Here is a 16,789-nt window from a genome sequence, read left to right as displayed (position 1 = left end):
CTGTCCCTCAACCGCCAGTTGAATTAGCGTTATTTGGGGATTCAACCATTAGTTGATAGTTTCTGAAGGATGAAAATGTTACCATCTTATTAAACAGCGCGCACTGTACTATTTTTCAGGAGGAGAGTTATATGCTCGATACACGTAAAATTGGGGTATTTATTTCAAAGCTTCGTAAGGAAAAGGATATGACACAAGTAGAATTAGCTGATCAATTAAATGTAAGCCATCAAGCCGTTTCCAAATGGGAACGAGGCGAATCAATGCCGGATATCGGAACACTTCCGATGCTTGCACAAGTTTTCGGTGTGACCGTTGATGACATTATGAATGCAGGCGAAACATTCGAACATCGTAAATACCGTCAGATTGGGAGCATGTTCAATGAAATTTCCAGCGGCAAAACGGAAGAAGCTGCTGAAATGATTAACTCTGGGGAAGTAAGTATGGAGGAATTTGTTGACGTTGCACCTTTAGTAAAAGCCAGTGTACTAGATAAAGTTACGGAAAAATTAGATAAAAAGGTGTTTAACTTAGATACAATTATGCATCTAGCACCATTTGTAGGGTCAGAAGTACTAGATGAATTAGTTCAGCAAACATCTGATGAAGAAATCGAATGGGATATCGTCACTGAAGTAGCTCCTTTCCTAAGTAGAGACACGCTGAGAAAATTAGTAGATAAAACCCTGCAGACAAGCTTAACCATCCAAGAAATTGCTAGAATTGCTCCATTTCTTGGCAGAGATTATGTAGATAAGTTGCTCGATCGAGCTGAGGATGGAGAGATCAGCTGGAGCTTCGTTCAAACACTTGCCCCTTTTATTAGCAGAGAGCGCTTAGCAGAATTAGTAGATAAGGTTGCCGATGGAAAGCTTGAAATTCATCAAATTACGGGTCTTGCTCCTTTCTTGGGCAGAGAAAATATCGATAAATTACTTGAAACTGCTGGAATGGACCATATAGAAGCAGAAATACTTGTACAACTTGCCCCTTTTATGAGCAAGGAACATTTAAATGAATTGGTATGCAAGGTTGAAGTTGGCGAACTGGATATACACCGGATTATAGCCCTTGCACCTTTTTTAGGTCGTGACAATATCGATTCATTAATTAAAAAGGTTGGAATCGAAAACATGAATCCGGATATTCTTACGGGACTTGCTCCCTTTATGAGTAGGGAAATGGTAAGTGGATTAGTAAAAGACCTTATGAGTAGGAATGTTTGATATCCACCTTCTACGCTGTTGGTGATGGCTGGTTTTCGATACAGAATTCGAATATCATCTAGTATCATGAACAACATTAGTAGCAAAAAAATTGCTCAGGGATACAAAACCCTGAGTATTTTCAGTTATTTACCCTTGCCAAAGTGATTACTAGCTAGCTTCCATTAGAAAAAAGCATCCCTTATGAAAAGTTACGGTTCAGTAGAAAATTAACCGTTTTAAGTTAATAAATCTTTTTTCCAAGTATAACTAAATCCCTTTTGATTCCATCTAAATTAGCTACTTCTGGTAAATGAGCCCACTTTTCAAATCCAAAACTTGAAAATAGTCTAATACTTGGCTCATTGTGTGCAAAGATAAATCCAAGTAATGTATCAATTTGGAACTTAGGACATTCTTCTAGAACTTTGTTTAAAATCTTTTTCCCAAGTCCTTTACCCCTAAAGTTTTGATGAAGATAAATACTTACTTCGGCGGTTCCATTATAGGCAGGTCTTCCGTAGAAAGATTGTAGACTTACCCAACCACCTATCTCACCTTCATACTCTACAACCCATAAAGGTCTTTTTTCAGGATTATGTTCTTTAAACCAAGCAATTCTATCATTTATGGATACAGGTTCAGTATCAGCAGTTACGTTTCTGCTTGAAACAGTCGAATTATAAATATCCACTATCATTGGCAAATCATCAATACTCGCATTTTTAAATGTGATGTTTTCTAACACAAAAAGGACTCCCTCATATTTTCTTCGCTTAAATCGCTAATCATATGTTACATTACTTAACATACTTGTTGCAATATAAATTTAATCTATTTACTAAAATCCTCCTTTGGTTAAATAAAAAATGTGCTCACCATAGCGTCCCCTTCTTTCAGTTGGAAAAAATTAAATAGGAATCCTTTTTTTAGTAGTTTTTCATATATCCCGAATAGGAACCTTTAGATTGATTAAAGGGAATCTTTGTCATCCATCTTACACCATTCGTTCAAGCTCTTGAATTAGTAGATTTGCACTTCATTATAAAAGGATGTCCGAAAGCTAGGCTTTTAGGACATCCTCAAAATCACTTTTATAGTTATCATGTAAGCAACTCACATTGTACTGATATCAATCACGAATCGATACTTCACATCTGAAGCTAATACACGTTCATAAGCTTCGTCAATTTGATCGGCCGAAATAACCTCTATTTTAGGTAAAATATTATGTTTGGCACAGAAGTCTAACATTTCCTGAGTCTCACGAATGCCACCAATCATGGAACCTGCAAATGAACGGCGATGACCGATTAAATTCATCACACTTAGTGACAGCGGTTCTGCAGGAGCACCCACGTTTACCAAAGTACCATCAAGAGTAAGCAGTCCTAAATATTCATCGAGGTTAATTTTTGCACTTACCGTGTTAATAATTAAGTCAAAGTATCCAGCAAGTTTCCTGAATGTTTCTGGGTCACTAGTAGCATAGTAATGATCTGCTCCGAGTTGCAAACCATCTTCCTTTTTCTTCAATGTTTGTGATAGAACAGTTACCTCGGCACCCATAGCATGTGCAATTTGAACAGCCATATGACCAAGACCGCCCATCCCAATTACCGCTACCTTCTTACCTGGACCAGCCTCCCAATGATTTAATGGAGAATAGGTCGTAATACCTGCGCAAAGTAATGGCGCTGCAACATCAAGTTCAATGTTATCAGGTATTCCGAGTACGAAATCTTCCTGTACGACAATATGCGTTGAATAGCCTCCTTGAGTAGGTTCGCCATATTTATCAACACCAGCATAGGTTTGGATATTTCCCTTTAGACAGTATTGTTCTTCTCCTTTAAGGCAGTTCTCACATTCACCGCAAGAGTCAACCATACATCCAACTCCTACACGATCACCAACCTTGTATTTTGTAACATTAGGACCAACAGCCGTAACAATCCCCGCAATCTCGTGCCCAGGTACTAGAGGATAATGTACAGGACCCCATTCACCGTGAGCAGTATGGATGTCCGAATGGCAAATACCTGCATATTTAATTTCAATCAGAACATCATGCAAATCAAGATCACGTCTTTTAATTTCGGCAGCTCTAAACGGTTTGTCTGGGCCGTCTACAGCACGTGCTTTAGCAGTTATCATCTGTATTCTCCTCCAATATATTGATTTTTTAAGAGTATTTTCTCTCGCAAAACTAGAATAATCCCTATAGTAAACTCGAGGTCAAGTGATAAGTTTACAAAAAATTATAAAATGGTAGTTTTGACATTCTGAATATCAGCATGATAGAATGCTATAATTTATATAGAGTTAACTCGAGGTCTACATTATTTAGAAAGGAAGATTAATGATGAAGACATATTCTATCAGCGAAGTTGCAAAAAAATTGAATCTTACAGTATATACCTTGCGTTACTACGACAAGGAGGGACTTATCCCCTTTGTAGAACGAACTTCCAGCGGAACACGCTTGTTTAAAGACTCCGATATCGAAGCTTTAAAAGTCATTGAATGCCTGAAATCTACCGGAATGCCACTTAAAGAAATCAAAAATTTTATTGATTGGTGTTCTGAAGGGGATTCCACCTTACAGCAAAGATATGACATGTTTTTGGAAAGAAAAGCTAGTGTAGAAGCGCAGATGGAACAACTAAAAAAAACCATGGAGCTCATCGAGCATAAATGTTTCTATTATAAAACTGCACTGGAAGCTGGTACAGAGGATATTCATAAAAATAATAATATAGGAGCTTCTATCACTAATTAACTCGACACGGCCTGTATTTCATAATTATGTGTAATACAGGTCGATTTGTTTCTAATATTTATTGGAGTTTTCATAAGATACTCACGAGCAATGCTATGATTGTGGCTAAAAAAGGATAGTAAGGTTAACAAGAGACAGGCTTTTGTTCTTTACATTGCTTCTAAAGGACAGTTCAACTAATATAGCAACGGCTCTTGTCCTTTATACGCCCTCTATTAGACAGTTCAACTAATATAGCAACCGCTCTTGTCCTTTACATTGCCTCTAAAAGACAATTCTCCTAATAAAGCAATGACTCTTGTCCTTTACATAATCTTCTCCTTTCCTGTGCAAGTTTTTCTGTAACATTGCTTCTTCCATTTACACGAACTCTTCCAAAAAAATAACAACTTCTTAATTAAACTTTTACCTTAGAAATTCCTTTTTAACTAAAAACACATTTTCACAATAAATTTTTTAAAATTTATACTTGCGCTAGAGTTAACTATAACTTTTATACTTAGTGCAGCAGTTGATTATAGAGGCGCGTCCATTTTTAAATAAGAATCCAATTGGTGCAAGGTATATGCCACTGCGGTGGTTTTACGATCGGTGCAGCATAAGGTGATAGACGCATTAAAGCGGTGGCTACGATCAGTATGTACGATATATACTGGGCAGAGGCCAATGCTAGATGGACTCTTTAACTAAGGAAGCACGAAACAATATGCTGGTGAAATTGCTGAGCAACGTTATGTGGATGTTGAAGTGGGTCAGCAACACTCGGACATCGAGGACACCTATGGAATTTGATGAAATACAGATCCCGAAGTTTGGTGAGTTCTGTTCTACGCCTCGTGGATACCATTCAAACTCCATTACTCAACTTAGTGTTATGATTCCACGCTTCTTATACACATTAAATCCATTTTACCAAGACCAATTCTATTCACACACGATACTTTAGTAAACATGCTACAAATCGGCGGCAGAACCAAAAGGGCTGGAGATCGTACCAAATGCGGGTCACGTTGATTTATATTCCATTTGATAATTTGGAGGCATTCTTTACTGAGAATTTATTCCCATTGTTCTCTGGGGGCATTTACGGAAGATAGGAGTTGTTTTTTTGACTAAACGAAATTATTTGTTGCTTTTTATATTGACCATAGGAGTTTTCGGCATCTTAAATACCGAAATGGGAGTGATTGGGTTATTGCCTTCCATTGCTGATCATTTTCATGTCAGCATATCAAAAGCAGGATGGCTAGTAAGCTTTTTTGCTTTAACGATAGCTGTATCTGGACCAACGATGCCTTTACTGTTTTCAGGGATAAATCGTAAGAAGGTCATGTTACTTGTATTAGGAGTTTTCGTTGTGGGAAACATTGTATCCATATTTACTTCTAACTTTACCATTCTATTAATTGCTCGTATCATTCCCGCACTATTTCATCCAATTTATTGCTCTTTGGCATTTACAGTAGCTTCTTGCTCAGTAAGTAAAGAAGAAGCCCCGAAAGCTGTTTCAAAAGTATTCATTGGAGTATCTGCTGGTATGGTAGCCGGCGTGCCAATCGCAAGTTTTATTGATAGTGCCTTTTCCTATGATATGGCGATGGCATTTTTTGCAATTGTTAATATTATTGTATTCATCGCTACATTGATATTTATACCATCTATGCCTGTTCAAGAAAGAATTTCATATGGTGCCCAACTTGCCATATTAAAAAAACCTATAATATGGCTTTCTATCTTGACTGTAATTTTATTAAACTCAGCTGTATTTGGGATTTATAGTTATCTTACTGAATACCTGAAAACAGTAACAAATATGACTCCTACTACCACGAGTCTAACACTGTTCATCTTCGGTGGAGCCAATATTATTGGAAACTTTGTCGCCGGAAAGTTACTTACTCATAGTCCTAATAAATCTATATTATTCTTTCCCTTACTATTGGTTGCAGTTTATATCACTCTCTTTTTCACAGGCAAGTATACCGTATCAATGGTCATCATTACTTTCATTTGGGGAATACTTGCTGGGGGAATAATGGCAAATATTAATCAATATTTGATTGTGTCGTCCGCTCCCGAAGCACCTGATTTTTCCAACGGATTATTTATATCATCTTGTAACATAGGGACAACTTTGGGCGCAGCTTGTGGTGGGATATTTATATCAGAAGTGGGAATACAATCCGTTGTATTAGTCGGAATCCTATCATTGTTACTAAGTTTGGTAACTATCTTACTTAGAAACTATTTGCTTAATCCTGTGCAGCAACTTTCTAGATAATAACATCCTTTTATCCAGCAACTGAAAGTAGCCCAAAAAGAGAAGAACGACAACAGCAAAACCGTTCGTCACGGAAAATCAATCCCCAAAAGTCTGCAAAATGGAAAAACCGAATTTCCTCATTGGAAAATCGGTTTTTTGATGTTAAACATTAAATGTATGGAGGAAAAAGCAAATCACTACCTTGATATTATCAATGATATTGTCCCAGATGATATGAATCCGAAAGACTGGGAATGGATACAAGGTAAAACCAACACAAAAGAATAAGCTGATTGGTTATGAACTTGCTAACAGCCAAATAATTAGCTCCTTTTTTCCTACTGTAATTTACCGTCCACTTGCTGGGTACATCATCCATTTACTCCAGATTCCTATCCAATAATACCCCTGTTTGTTCAGCCATGACACGGGCTGGCAAGGGCATCCCATTCTTGAACCACCATTCCACTGCCCCGACAGTTGCTGCACCAAAAAATTGAAGAATAACCTCTTTATTTAAACCGGAATTTTTCCCTTCCATTCCGGTCAATTCTTCTTTAAATTCTTCCACAACCAAATCAAGAAAGCGGCTGCGAAAATATGGGGCACCTTTACTCGCCAACATGGTTGAAAAGAATAAATAATTTTTTTCAAAATACTCGTACCAGACATAATTCCCTTCTTGAAACGACATATCGTTTGCTGCTTGGCAAAGTTCACGGAGTTTATTTATATGTTCTTCAATCAATTTATCTAGTAAATCATATTTATCAGTGTAATGAAGATAGATGGTTCCTCTATTAACATCTGCTCGGTCTGCAATATCCTGAATGGTAATATCGTCAAAATTTTTTTCACTCATTAGTTCTGTTAAAGCTTTTTTAATAGCTTCTTGGCTCTTAGTAATTCTTCTATCTACTTTAGACAATTTCTTTCACCAATCTTTCTAAAGATAATCAACAATTTTAAATGATCTGTTGATAAATCAACGGATTGCGGCAATTTAACCATTGAAAGCATTGTGCCACCATCTATAATTATTAACAAATGTTGATTAATCAATCAATATTGATTGCTCTAAGAAAACCAGAAATCAAGTAGGAATGATAAGAATAAAGTAGCCGAGATGATAGCTACCTAAAATCCCTTTTTCACTTATGAGAAAGATGAATAATAAAGTAATGAACAAGGGCTGGAAAATTTACCTTTATGGTCAGTACATCAGAGTATGTCATTGCTAGGATTTGGGATAAAATGGATTAAACCAGGATACAGGAGGTATTTTGATATGGAATATCGTACGGTAGGAAAAACAGGAATTCAAGTTTCAAATTTATGCTTTGGAACGATGTCCTTTGGTAGCAACGCCGATGAACAAACCTCAAAAGCAATGTATAAACGTTGTCGCGAAGCTGGTATTAACTTTTTTGATACCGCTGATGTATACAGTGGAGGACGTTCTGAAGAAATCTTAGGAGAATGCATTGCACATGAACGGGAAAATATCGTCCTAACAACAAAGGTGTTTTGGAACACAAGTGCAGATGTAAATGGAAAAGGTTTATCCCGAAAACATATAATGCAAGGTGTAGAGGCAAGTCTTCGCCGTTTAAAAACAGATTATATTGATTTTTAATTTGTACATGACTTTGATGCAAAAACACCAATAGAAGAAACACTTCGCACACTAGACGACTTACAACGGCAAGGAAAGATTCTTTACCCTGCTGTTAGTAATTGGGCTGCTTGGCAAATTACTAAGGCATTAGGTGTTTCCGCAAGAGAACATCTTGCTCGTTTTGAATTAATTCAGCCTATGTATAACCTGGTTAAACGTCAAGCTGAGGTAGAAATTTTACCAATGGCTAAATCCGAACAAATCGGAGTCATTACTTACAGTCCTCTTGGCGCTGGATTATTAACCGGTAAATACGGAGTGGACAAGCGTCCAGCACAAGGAAGACTTGTAGAGGAAGCACGCTACACGGATAGATACGGTGCAAACGAAGATTTTATGGTAGCTGAGCAGTTTACTAAATATGCGCATGACCATGATGTGAAACCTGCAACTCTAGCAGTGGCATGGGTAAAGTCTAATCCTGCCGTTACCGCTCCAATTATCGGTGCGCGCAATTTAGATCAATTGGAGGATTCATTAGCCTCTGCAGATTTTACAATGACACCAGAAATGTATGCAGAAATTTCACGATTATCCAGAACACCTGCTCCAGCAACCGATCGTACGGAGGTTTTAACCGGGAAATGGTCATAAGTATAAAAAACAAAAGCGTTACATTAATTTGAAGGAATATAGAGGCTGGGACATAAGTAAGAAAATCATTGAAATTGGTTAAATCTACGAAAGCAAAAACGCATGAAATCAAGGTTTTTAAATTTGATTTCATGCGCTTTTTTGATTTTCACTGCGTTATGTCCCAGCCTCCTTCTTTTTAGTAATTATCGTCGAGGAAAAAGTGCTCATATATGATTTTGTAATCTTCCTTCCATCACTTCTGCCATTTGTTTCGAATTTGGATCTTCTTCCTTTTTTAATTGATCAATGATGTTAACATAATCGGTTTCATTTCGGTTTTGGCTTAATTTATATGCAGCTTGAAATTCTTGTACTTTCATCTTAAACCCTACTATCGCTTTCAGTTGTTTTTCTAACATTTCAGGAGAAAGCTTATCCCATAAAGCTGGATTCTCCCGGTGTTTTTCGTATTTTTGCAGCAACATTGTCAGATCCTGTTTTAAATCTTCTTTATCTAAAATGCTCACTGTGCCATATACATGTACAGCTTGATAGTTCCATGTAGGGACATTTTCCTTTTCATACCAGGAAGAAGAGATATAAGCATGTGGTCCCTGAAATATAATCAATACATCTTCACTTGTTTCGAATGCTTTCCATTGCGGGTTTCCATATGCTATATGCCCCGTTATATAATAATCTTCTTCTTCTTTCCTTAACTGTAATGGCAAATGAGTGGCAATTGGTTTTCCATGATTGGTGGTGACAATCGTACCAAAAGAGTTTTTTTGAACAAAATCCCAAACTTCATCAGCATTAGCGACCCTGAAATATTTTGGAATATACATAAATAGTCCACCCTTCAAAAAGGTTAAATAATTGTTTTGGTCATGATAAGATCCGTTTGTTCTTCATCCCCCATATAGAAAGAGTGGGTTCCAGTTTGAACAAACCCCATTTTCTTATAGAAGGCAATAGCATTATCATTTTTTTCCCATACACCCAGCCAGATTTTCTTTTTATTACATTCAATCGCCATTTCCATAGCTTTATTGAACAAAAATTTACCAAGTCCATGCTTTTGAAATTTGCCCTTTATATAAATCCTCTCAATTTCAAGGGATTCATCACCCATTTCTTCAGTTTGAGCATCATTGATGTTGACTTTTAAATATCCAGCTACTTCACTATTAAAATAAACAAAAAAGAATTGCGAAGAAGTATTGGATAATTCCTTCTCCAATTGGTTGAAATTAAATGCACTTTCTAGATAAGTATTCATATTTTCGGGTGAATTCTGATCCTTAAATGTCTCATTAAATGTTTCGTAACCAACTTCTTGAAGTAATGGTAAATCTTCAAAAGTGCACTTTTTTATATTTATAGTCATTTTGATATATCGCTCCTTTCATATATTCAATAATTTCTTTTATTTCCCTTTTTTACATACTCCCAATCTTTTTCTATGTTTTTTCTTACTCTTTGAAGAAGATGGAAAATGGTTTCTGCTTCTGTTTCAGAAAGACCGGCTAATGCAACGGTATTGGAATAATCATTTTCTCTTTTAATAAAGGGATAAACATTTTTTCCTTTCTCTGTTGGAAAGAGCTTTTTTATTTTTTTGTTATGCTGATCCTCTTTCTTTTCAATAAAGCCATTCATTTCAAGCTTTTTTATCGCACGTGATGCTGTTGTTCGATCTACTTTTATCATCTCTGCTACCTTTTCCTGAATGATTCCTGGGTTTTCGCATATTCGAACAAGGTACAAATACTGCCCTTTTGTAAGATCATATTCTTTAAATTCTATATTACTGACAGAATCTAATGCCCTTGCGATCATGCCAATTTCACGCAGAATTTCCTTCATAATAAACTCCTTACGCTCATATTTTATTGCAAACGCAACAAAAAAGTATAAGTATAATTTACCTTATTTTTGTTGCATTTGCAATAAAAAATAAAAAAATAAGAAAAGCCGTCTATCTTTAGCAGCTGAATCTATCCGCTTTTATTCATTAGAATGGTACATTGGCTATTGCAAAACTATTGCACTACTAGGGGTAAAAATTTAGCTTGCTGTTTCGGCGGTCTCCATTTTAAATAGTAATGAATAATTCTACTCCCATGACCAAAGAAGAACGGCTATATTCATTCCCAATTCTCAACGTCATATGGTCCCTCTTTTACAATCTACTGCTGCATTCCCCCTTTGGTCACGTTCCTTTTCTAATAAAATTTCTTACAAAACGAAAAAGTCCAATTCTAGGCGAATTGAACTTTTGAAATTAGCATAAAAAAGAACCGAGGAATTTCTAGGGATTGGTTTACTTACTTGCGGACTATCATTCCGCTATTTCAATAAATTGGCGTTTTTAAACTTTACTGACTCTAGGTACGCTATTCACTGAATTTACCCTAAAACTAGAGCATTTTTTGTTAAAGAGCGGATTGTTTGTCCGCAAACCTTTAGAATTTAGCGGTAATTTCACAAATAAGGGCACCTCCGTCCTCTTTTGAAGTATAGTGGGATGAGGGCCCGGACCCTCAATCCCACTTACAAGTCCTCTACAAGAATATAGGCAGCTTTGACCGGACCATGAACTCCGACGACCAGATTCATCTCAATATCGGCAGAGTTACTTGGTCCTGTAATAAAGTTAATGCAGGATGGAATTACTTCACCAGCTTCCACCTGTTCTCGAATATACAGTGCTGCTTGTGTCATCCTCGGCACAAGGGAGCTTTTCGGAATGATGGCAATATAGGTTCGTGGAAGCAAACTAACAGATCGTCCTTTATTCTTGTCGTTGAATAAAACAACCGTTCCAGACTCAGCCAACGTAATGTCACTAAAAGTAATACCGACATTGGCTCTTTCACAAAGTTCTATATTTTTTTCACCCATGCCAGGATCCCAAACATGGACATCTATTTGTTTACTTGGCCATTCCTCATGAATAAGCGTCTTCAATCCCACTTGTTCAAAACGCTCATCGTTCCAGAGGGAAATCGGACCGCCTCCATATTGCGTTACTATCGTATCCAATATCGACGGCAGTTCACTGACTCTTGATGTGAAATAATCTACATGAATATTGACACATTGACCTTGTAAAACTGCAACTAACTCCTCTTGACTTGCCCCTTTTAAAACCTCGTATTGGGGTTTTTTCGAATAAGAAGGCAAATGTACTCCGTTTATTTTCGGATCCCTGCCAAGATTTTTAGCAATTTTACTTAAAAAGGCTTCACGATTTTGAATCGTTCCGATCATGTTAGTCATCTCCTTCCTTCCGATTATGGAACCAGTCACGGAATCTCTCTTTATTCGGTGCAGGAAAGTCACGAATTTCAGTCCAAGCTTTTAATGGCCCGGGACCTTTTGTAATTTTATTATCTTTTACAAATGGCTTCACTGCAGTGGATGCTATTTTCGAACCCACTCCATATAAACCGCTGGATGCAGCCCCCATTCCAAAGGCTTTCATCATGAGTTTCTCCGAAACCGGCGCCTTTCCTTCTCGTTCCACAATCACCTGTCGATGTTTATGAAGCAATTCATGAAGTGGAATCTTAACTGGACAAGCATCCGTACATGCCCCGCATAATGAAGAAGCATATGGAAGTTCTTTATACTCGTCATACCCTCCCAACAACGGAGAAAGAACCGCACCAATTGGACCAGGATAGATAGAACCATAGGAATGTCCGCCAATATGGCGATAAACCGGGCAAACATTTATACAAGCAGCACAACGGATACATTGTAAAACTGGTTGGAATTCTGTTCCGAGAATTTCCGCCCTTCCATTATCAACTATCACAAGATGAAATTCTTCCGGACCATCGACTTCCCCTTCTATTCTCGGTCCTGTCAAGGATGTGACATAGCTGGTCAACCTCTGACCAACGGCACTTCTCGTTAATAGGCTAACCAAAACTTCCATTTCCTCATAGGTAGGGACAATTCGTTCCATCCCCATGACGGTTATTTGAGTTTTAGGAAGAGTAGTCACCATTCTCGCATTTCCTTCATTCGTTACAAGACTAATAGATCCACTTTCCGCAATGGCAAAATTACAGCCTGTAATTCCTACATCAGCAGATAGAAATTCCTTTCGAAGCATCTCCCTGGCATGTGCGGCCAGTTCTTCTGGTTTTTCAGATTTTGTATAACCGATTTTTTCTGTAAAAACGTCCCGAATTTGCTGTTTATTTTTATGCAAAGCGGGCGCGACAATATGGGAAGGCGGATCATGATCATCAATTTGCAGTATGTATTCTCCCAAATCAGTCTCCACCACTTCACAGCCTGCATCTTCCAAACATTCGTTCAAGCTGATTTCTTCCGTCACCATTGATTTTGATTTAACTATCTTTTTAGCATTCTTTTTCACTACGACATTCTTAATGTATTCGCGTGCCTCTTCGGCTGTTTCGGCAAAAAAGACATGTCCCCCGCGCTTAGCAACATTCTCGCTCAATTGATATAAATAATAATCGAGGTTTGCCAGTACATTTTGACGAATTTCTTCGCCAAGTGTTCTCCAGTCTTCCCAACTACCGAGCTGTTCCACCGCATTGCCACGGTTATGTTGCAGTCGTTCCTGTGCATCACGAACTGCACCTCTCATAAAATTATCATGAAGTCCTTCGTCCAATCGGCTTTTAAATTGTTTTTCACTAATTTTTATGCCCAATGTGCACACCTCCATGGCCGCTATTTAAGACTTCAGCAATATGCATTACCTTAATTGGTTTTCCTTTGCGATCAATGCGTCCGCCAATATTCATTAAGCAGCCGCAGTCAGCACCAATTAGATAGTCCGCTTCGGTTTGTTCGATATGTTGAACCTTCTCATCCACCATCTGTTCCGAAATCGGTCCCATTTTCACCGAAAAGGTTCCGCCAAATCCGCAGCAGTTATACGCGTTTGGAAGCGGCTCAATCTCTAAACCTTTTACATTTTTTAAAAGTTTCATAGGAGCTTCTTTTACACCTAACAACCTTGTCATATGGCAAGATGGGTGATACGTTGCTTTTCCCTCCAGCCTCGCGCCAACATCTTCTACTTTTAAAACATCCACAATAAATTGCGTAAATTCATATGTTTTCTCTGCTAGATCTCTCGCTTTTAGCTCCCATTCCGGGTCTCCTGAGAAAATCTTCGGATATTCTTTAAACATAAAGGCACAAGAACCAGATGGCGCCACGACATAATCGGAATCTTGGAAAGCATCTATCATTTTCTTCATGGCCGGTTTAGTATCTTCTACATAACCGCTATTGTAGGACGGTTGTCCACAGCAAACCTGCCCATCCGGAAAATCGACCTCACATCCGAGTCTCTCCAGTAATTCCACCATCGATTTTCCTACATCCGTTTTAAACATATCAACAAGACATGTAATAAATAAACTTACTTTCAACTTTGTCACCTTCTTAAAAGTATAGGGAACACAAAATGATAAGGTCATCAGATGACCTGTTATTATTGTACCTCCATTTTAAAATATTTCAAAGGGGGTTTACTATTAATTTATTCTATTTCTTTATAAAGATTCCTTTCAATTGCCTCCTTAAAAGAACTCTTTTCCTACAAATAAGACCAAAATAAAACCCCACTCCTACCTGAGCGAGGCTCCTATTTACTATAATCCTTCAGCATATCTTCCACACTATTTAAGTGATCTAGCATGGCGGTCCTTGCCTGTTCAGGCTCTCTTTTTTCAATATGGTTCAATACACGTGCATGTTGTTCGTAAAGAATCTCAAGGGTTGATACTTTTGAATATAGCCATATTCTTCTGGTTTCTTTCATGGCTTTTACCATTAAATCTGATACATGACTCATCAAACTAATTAACAACGGATTGTGGGTGGCCTTTACAAGTGCCATATGAAAATCAAGGTCGGCCTGCTCCCCTAATTCCTCATTTCCAGTCGCCTTTTTCATATCCAATAATGCACTTTTCATTTTGAGCAAATCTTCCTCTGTATGCTGCATAGCGGCTGTGAGGGCGACTCCAGTTTCTAATATTTTTCGAACCTCAAGAAGATGGGCAATATCATCTCTATCCATTAGTAGTGCCTGGTCAATAGGATAGGTGATATCTCCTGGCTCAAACTTTCGGACATATGTGCCCTCTCCCTGCCTCAGTTCAATTAACCCCATGGCACGTAATGACGTAAGTGCTTCACGGATCGCAGATCTTCCCACTGAAAAATTTTCTGCCAGCTGTTGAACAGAATCCAATTTTTGCCCAGGTTGAAGCTTACCATCACGAATCATATCTATTAATTCACTTGCAACTTGCTCATATATTTTTTTAGGTTGTATTTTTTTATATTCCATTTTTTCACTCCTGAAATGAACAAACCCTATACCTTATATTTTCACACCTTTATTTTACTATATTCATAAAAGAATTTATAAAAATAGCAAAAAATATTATTGTAATTAAAGAAATAAATATTTATAATTTTTTTATATATATGACGTGTGGTCATCAGATGACCATTTAACCATATGAACTAATGATATGAAGGAAGGTAGATTTATGAAATATGTCCAAAACTTTATTCCCCTTGAAAATCACTTATTTCTATCCGCTTTAATCGGACTTATACCTATTGCTTTTTTCTTTTGGGCACTAGCAATTAAACGAATGGCTGCCTATAAAGCCAGTCTTTTCACCCTGCTTATTTCTTTGGTCATATCTGTAACCGTTTACAGAATGCCTGTCACACTGCCAATCATGTCGGCCACACAAGGAGCGATATATGGCATCATTCCAATTGGCTGGATTATAGTAACATCTGTATTTTTGTACAAGCTTACGGTTAAAACCGGGCAATTTGATATCATTCGAAACTCGGTTGTCTCGATCACCGAGGATAGAAGATTACAGGCTTTATTGGTAGCCTTTTCATTCGGGGCCTTCCTTGAAGGTGCTGCAGGGTTTGGAGCACCAGTTGCCATATCTGCTGCATTATTAGTAGGACTAGGATTTAGTCCTTTGTATGCTGCGGGTATCTGTTTGTTAGCGAATACTGCTCCTGTTGCTTTCGGGGCAATTGGTTCACCAATTATCGCGATGGCCGGACCAACTGGGGTACCTGCTTTAGAAATATCCAAAATGGTTGGTCGGCAGTTACCGTTTATTTCCTTATTTATTCCGCTTTATTTAATTATCGTAATGGCAGGATTTAAAAAGGCGAAGGAAGTTTTACCTGCTATTGCAGTTTCTGGGTTATCTTTTGCTATTACACAATATTTCACCTCAAATTTTATGGGTCCCGAACTTCCTGATGTATTATCAGCATTAGTTTCACTAGTAGTTCTTGCAATTTTCTTGAAGTTTTGGAAGCCGAAAAGCATTTTCCGCTTTTCACACGATGAGGCTGCAGCTACCTTGTCTTCTTCCAAGTCCATTCTTCCAGCAAAAACCTATACAAAATGGGAGATTTGTAAGGCGTGGTCCCCTTTTATTATTTTGACCATTCTTATTACCATTTGGGGGATTCCGCAAATAAAAAATGCTTTAACAGGCCATTATATTGGAACAAATGGTGTATTAAAGGTTCTCAATCACATTGGATCATGGTTATCTTTCAATCCGAACGTTCCGTGGCTGAATAACCATGTAATCAATGGAAACGGTGCACCAATTGCTGCAACTTATAAATTAGAATTATTAGGTGCTGCGGGAACAGCCATTTTGATAGCCGCAATCGTGACGAAATTTATTTTAAAAATATCGTGGAAACAGTGGTTTTCCGTTTTCAATGAAACAATCCAAGAGCTAAAGCTTCCGGTTTTGACCATTGTTTTGGTTGTTGCCTTTGCTTACGTTATGAATTCGTCGGGAATGATTACTACACTTGCCTTAGCACTAGCCAAAACTGGCGCTCTATTCCCATTCTTTTCACCTGTATTGGGATGGCTGGGGGTTTTTATCACTGGTTCAGATACATCATCGAACGTCTTATTTGGTGCACTTCAACAAGTATCTGCTCAATCTATCGGGATGAATCCAATTTTGGCCTTAGCTGCTAACTCTTCCGGTGGTGTTACTGGTAAAATGATTTCTCCGCAATCAATTGCCGTTGCATGTGCAGCCACAGGTCTAATAGGCAAGGAATCCGAGCTTTTTCGATTTACGATTAAGCACAGCTTATTCCTACTTCTGATTGTTTGTGTCATCACTTTTATTCAGTCAACCTTTTTGACAGGAATGATCCCAAAATAGACTATCATATAAAGAATTGGACAGCTG

At 37.8% G+C, this 16,789-nt stretch carries 15 protein-coding genes and 1 pseudogene; 6 read left to right on the top strand and 10 right to left on the bottom strand.

Translation table 11 applies throughout. The features are described from left to right. Positions 1 to 131 precede the first annotated feature (131 nt). Positions 132 to 1,229 (top strand): helix-turn-helix domain-containing protein, encoded by a 1,098-nt coding sequence (locus CWO92_RS08825; protein WP_101353845.1) that lies wholly within the window; start codon positions 132 to 134, stop codon positions 1,227 to 1,229. 223 nt (positions 1,230 to 1,452) lie between these two features. Here CWO92_RS08825 and CWO92_RS08820 read toward each other — a convergent pair whose 3' ends face one another. Beyond that, entirely contained in the window at positions 1,453 to 1,956 is a 504-nt protein-coding gene (locus CWO92_RS08820) for a GNAT family N-acetyltransferase (protein WP_101353844.1), read from the bottom strand. Positions 1,957 to 2,324: 368 nt separating this feature from the next. Further along, positions 2,325 to 3,365 (bottom strand): NAD(P)-dependent alcohol dehydrogenase, encoded by a 1,041-nt coding sequence (locus CWO92_RS08815; RefSeq protein ID WP_101353843.1) that lies wholly within the window; start codon positions 3,363 to 3,365, stop codon positions 2,325 to 2,327. A 208-nt stretch (positions 3,366 to 3,573) separates the two neighbouring features. Between CWO92_RS08815 and CWO92_RS08810 the strand changes: the two genes are divergently transcribed. From CWO92_RS08810 to CWO92_RS26285, 3 genes are all read left to right on the top strand, one after another. Then, positions 3,574 to 3,990: a MerR family transcriptional regulator gene (locus CWO92_RS08810; RefSeq protein ID WP_101353842.1), complete on the top strand. Its 417-nt coding sequence runs from the start codon at positions 3,574 to 3,576 to the stop codon at positions 3,988 to 3,990. Between the two features lie 1,108 nt (positions 3,991 to 5,098). After that, positions 5,099 to 6,271: an MFS transporter gene (locus tag CWO92_RS08805; RefSeq protein WP_101353841.1), complete on the top strand. Its 1,173-nt coding sequence runs from the start codon at positions 5,099 to 5,101 to the stop codon at positions 6,269 to 6,271. Positions 6,272 to 6,409: 138 nt separating this feature from the next. Then, the gene (locus CWO92_RS26285) at positions 6,410 to 6,541 is read left to right on the top strand and encodes a hypothetical protein (protein WP_268877585.1); all 132 of its coding nucleotides are present in this window, start codon (positions 6,410 to 6,412) and stop codon (positions 6,539 to 6,541) included. Positions 6,542 to 6,632: 91 nt separating this feature from the next. Here CWO92_RS26285 and CWO92_RS08800 read toward each other — a convergent pair whose 3' ends face one another. After that, on the bottom strand, positions 6,633 to 7,181 hold the full coding sequence (locus CWO92_RS08800; RefSeq protein WP_101353840.1) for a TetR/AcrR family transcriptional regulator: 549 nt from the start codon (positions 7,179 to 7,181) through the stop codon (positions 6,633 to 6,635). 300 nt (positions 7,182 to 7,481) lie between these two features. Here CWO92_RS08800 and CWO92_RS08795 point away from each other — a divergent pair. Then, positions 7,482 to 8,525, top strand: a pseudogene (locus CWO92_RS08795) (aldo/keto reductase). A gap of 206 nt (positions 8,526 to 8,731) precedes the next feature. On the opposite strand, the gene CWO92_RS08790 reads toward CWO92_RS08795, so the two are convergent. From CWO92_RS08790 to CWO92_RS08760, 7 genes are all read right to left on the bottom strand, one after another. Further along, positions 8,732 to 9,355, bottom strand: coding sequence for an FMN-binding negative transcriptional regulator (locus CWO92_RS08790; RefSeq protein ID WP_101353839.1), 624 nt, complete (start codon positions 9,353 to 9,355; stop codon positions 8,732 to 8,734). Positions 9,356 to 9,378: 23 nt separating this feature from the next. After that, positions 9,379 to 9,897 (bottom strand): spermidine/spermine N(1)-acetyltransferase, encoded by a 519-nt coding sequence (gene paiA / locus CWO92_RS08785; protein WP_101353838.1) that lies wholly within the window; start codon positions 9,895 to 9,897, stop codon positions 9,379 to 9,381. A 26-nt stretch (positions 9,898 to 9,923) separates the two neighbouring features. Further along, positions 9,924 to 10,376 carry a MarR family winged helix-turn-helix transcriptional regulator gene (locus tag CWO92_RS08780; RefSeq protein ID WP_101353837.1) on the bottom strand — a complete coding sequence of 151 codons (453 nt, stop codon included), beginning with the start codon at positions 10,374 to 10,376 and terminating at the stop codon, positions 9,924 to 9,926. Positions 10,377 to 11,063: 687 nt separating this feature from the next. Further along, positions 11,064 to 11,783 carry a LutC/YkgG family protein gene (locus CWO92_RS08775; RefSeq protein ID WP_101353836.1) on the bottom strand — a complete coding sequence of 240 codons (720 nt, stop codon included), beginning with the start codon at positions 11,781 to 11,783 and terminating at the stop codon, positions 11,064 to 11,066. A gap of 1 nt (position 11,784) precedes the next feature. Continuing rightward, on the bottom strand, positions 11,785 to 13,209 hold the full coding sequence (locus tag CWO92_RS08770; RefSeq protein ID WP_302466779.1) for a LutB/LldF family L-lactate oxidation iron-sulfur protein: 1,425 nt from the start codon (positions 13,207 to 13,209) through the stop codon (positions 11,785 to 11,787). Beyond that, complete coding sequence (locus CWO92_RS08765) at positions 13,193 to 13,939, bottom strand: (Fe-S)-binding protein (RefSeq protein WP_101353834.1); 747 nt, start codon at positions 13,937 to 13,939, stop codon at positions 13,193 to 13,195. Before CWO92_RS08765 ends, CWO92_RS08770 begins: the two co-directional genes overlap by 17 nt. Before the next feature lie 215 nt (positions 13,940 to 14,154). Beyond that, positions 14,155 to 14,865, bottom strand: coding sequence for a FadR/GntR family transcriptional regulator (locus CWO92_RS08760; RefSeq protein WP_101353833.1), 711 nt, complete (start codon positions 14,863 to 14,865; stop codon positions 14,155 to 14,157). A 205-nt stretch (positions 14,866 to 15,070) separates the two neighbouring features. Here CWO92_RS08760 and CWO92_RS08755 point away from each other — a divergent pair, with 205 nt between their 5' ends. Further along, positions 15,071 to 16,762, top strand: a complete 1,692-nt coding sequence (locus CWO92_RS08755) for an L-lactate permease (protein ID WP_101353832.1) — start codon at positions 15,071 to 15,073, stop codon at positions 16,760 to 16,762. The last annotated feature ends 27 nt before the right edge of the window (positions 16,763 to 16,789 follow it).

It is taken from the genome of Heyndrickxia camelliae (genome assembly GCF_002844575.1).
GTDB lineage: Bacteria > Bacillota > Bacilli > Bacillales > Bacillaceae_C > Margalitia > Margalitia camelliae.
This window is presented reverse-complemented; position numbering and strand designations above follow the sequence as displayed.

Bases quoted from the DNA above. Each gene is read 5' to 3' on its own strand.
- paiA (WP_101353838.1), bottom strand. From the start codon at position 9,897: ATGACTATAAATATAAAAAAGTGCACTTTTGAAGATTTACCATTACTT.
- CWO92_RS08780 (WP_101353837.1), bottom strand. From the start codon at position 10,376: ATGAAGGAAATTCTGCGTGAAATTGGCATGATCGCAAGGGCATTAGAT.
- CWO92_RS08755 (WP_101353832.1), top strand. From the start codon at position 15,071: ATGAAATATGTCCAAAACTTTATTCCCCTTGAAAATCACTTATTTCTA.
- CWO92_RS08815 (WP_101353843.1), bottom strand. From the start codon at position 3,365: ATGATAACTGCTAAAGCACGTGCTGTAGACGGCCCAGACAAACCGTTT.
- CWO92_RS08760 (WP_101353833.1), bottom strand. From the start codon at position 14,865: ATGGAATATAAAAAAATACAACCTAAAAAAATATATGAGCAAGTTGCA.
- CWO92_RS08825 (WP_101353845.1), top strand. From the start codon at position 132: ATGCTCGATACACGTAAAATTGGGGTATTTATTTCAAAGCTTCGTAAG.
- CWO92_RS08775 (WP_101353836.1), bottom strand. From the start codon at position 11,783: ATGATCGGAACGATTCAAAATCGTGAAGCCTTTTTAAGTAAAATTGCT.
- CWO92_RS08810 (WP_101353842.1), top strand. From the start codon at position 3,574: ATGAAGACATATTCTATCAGCGAAGTTGCAAAAAAATTGAATCTTACA.
- CWO92_RS08790 (WP_101353839.1), bottom strand. From the start codon at position 9,355: ATGTATATTCCAAAATATTTCAGGGTCGCTAATGCTGATGAAGTTTGG.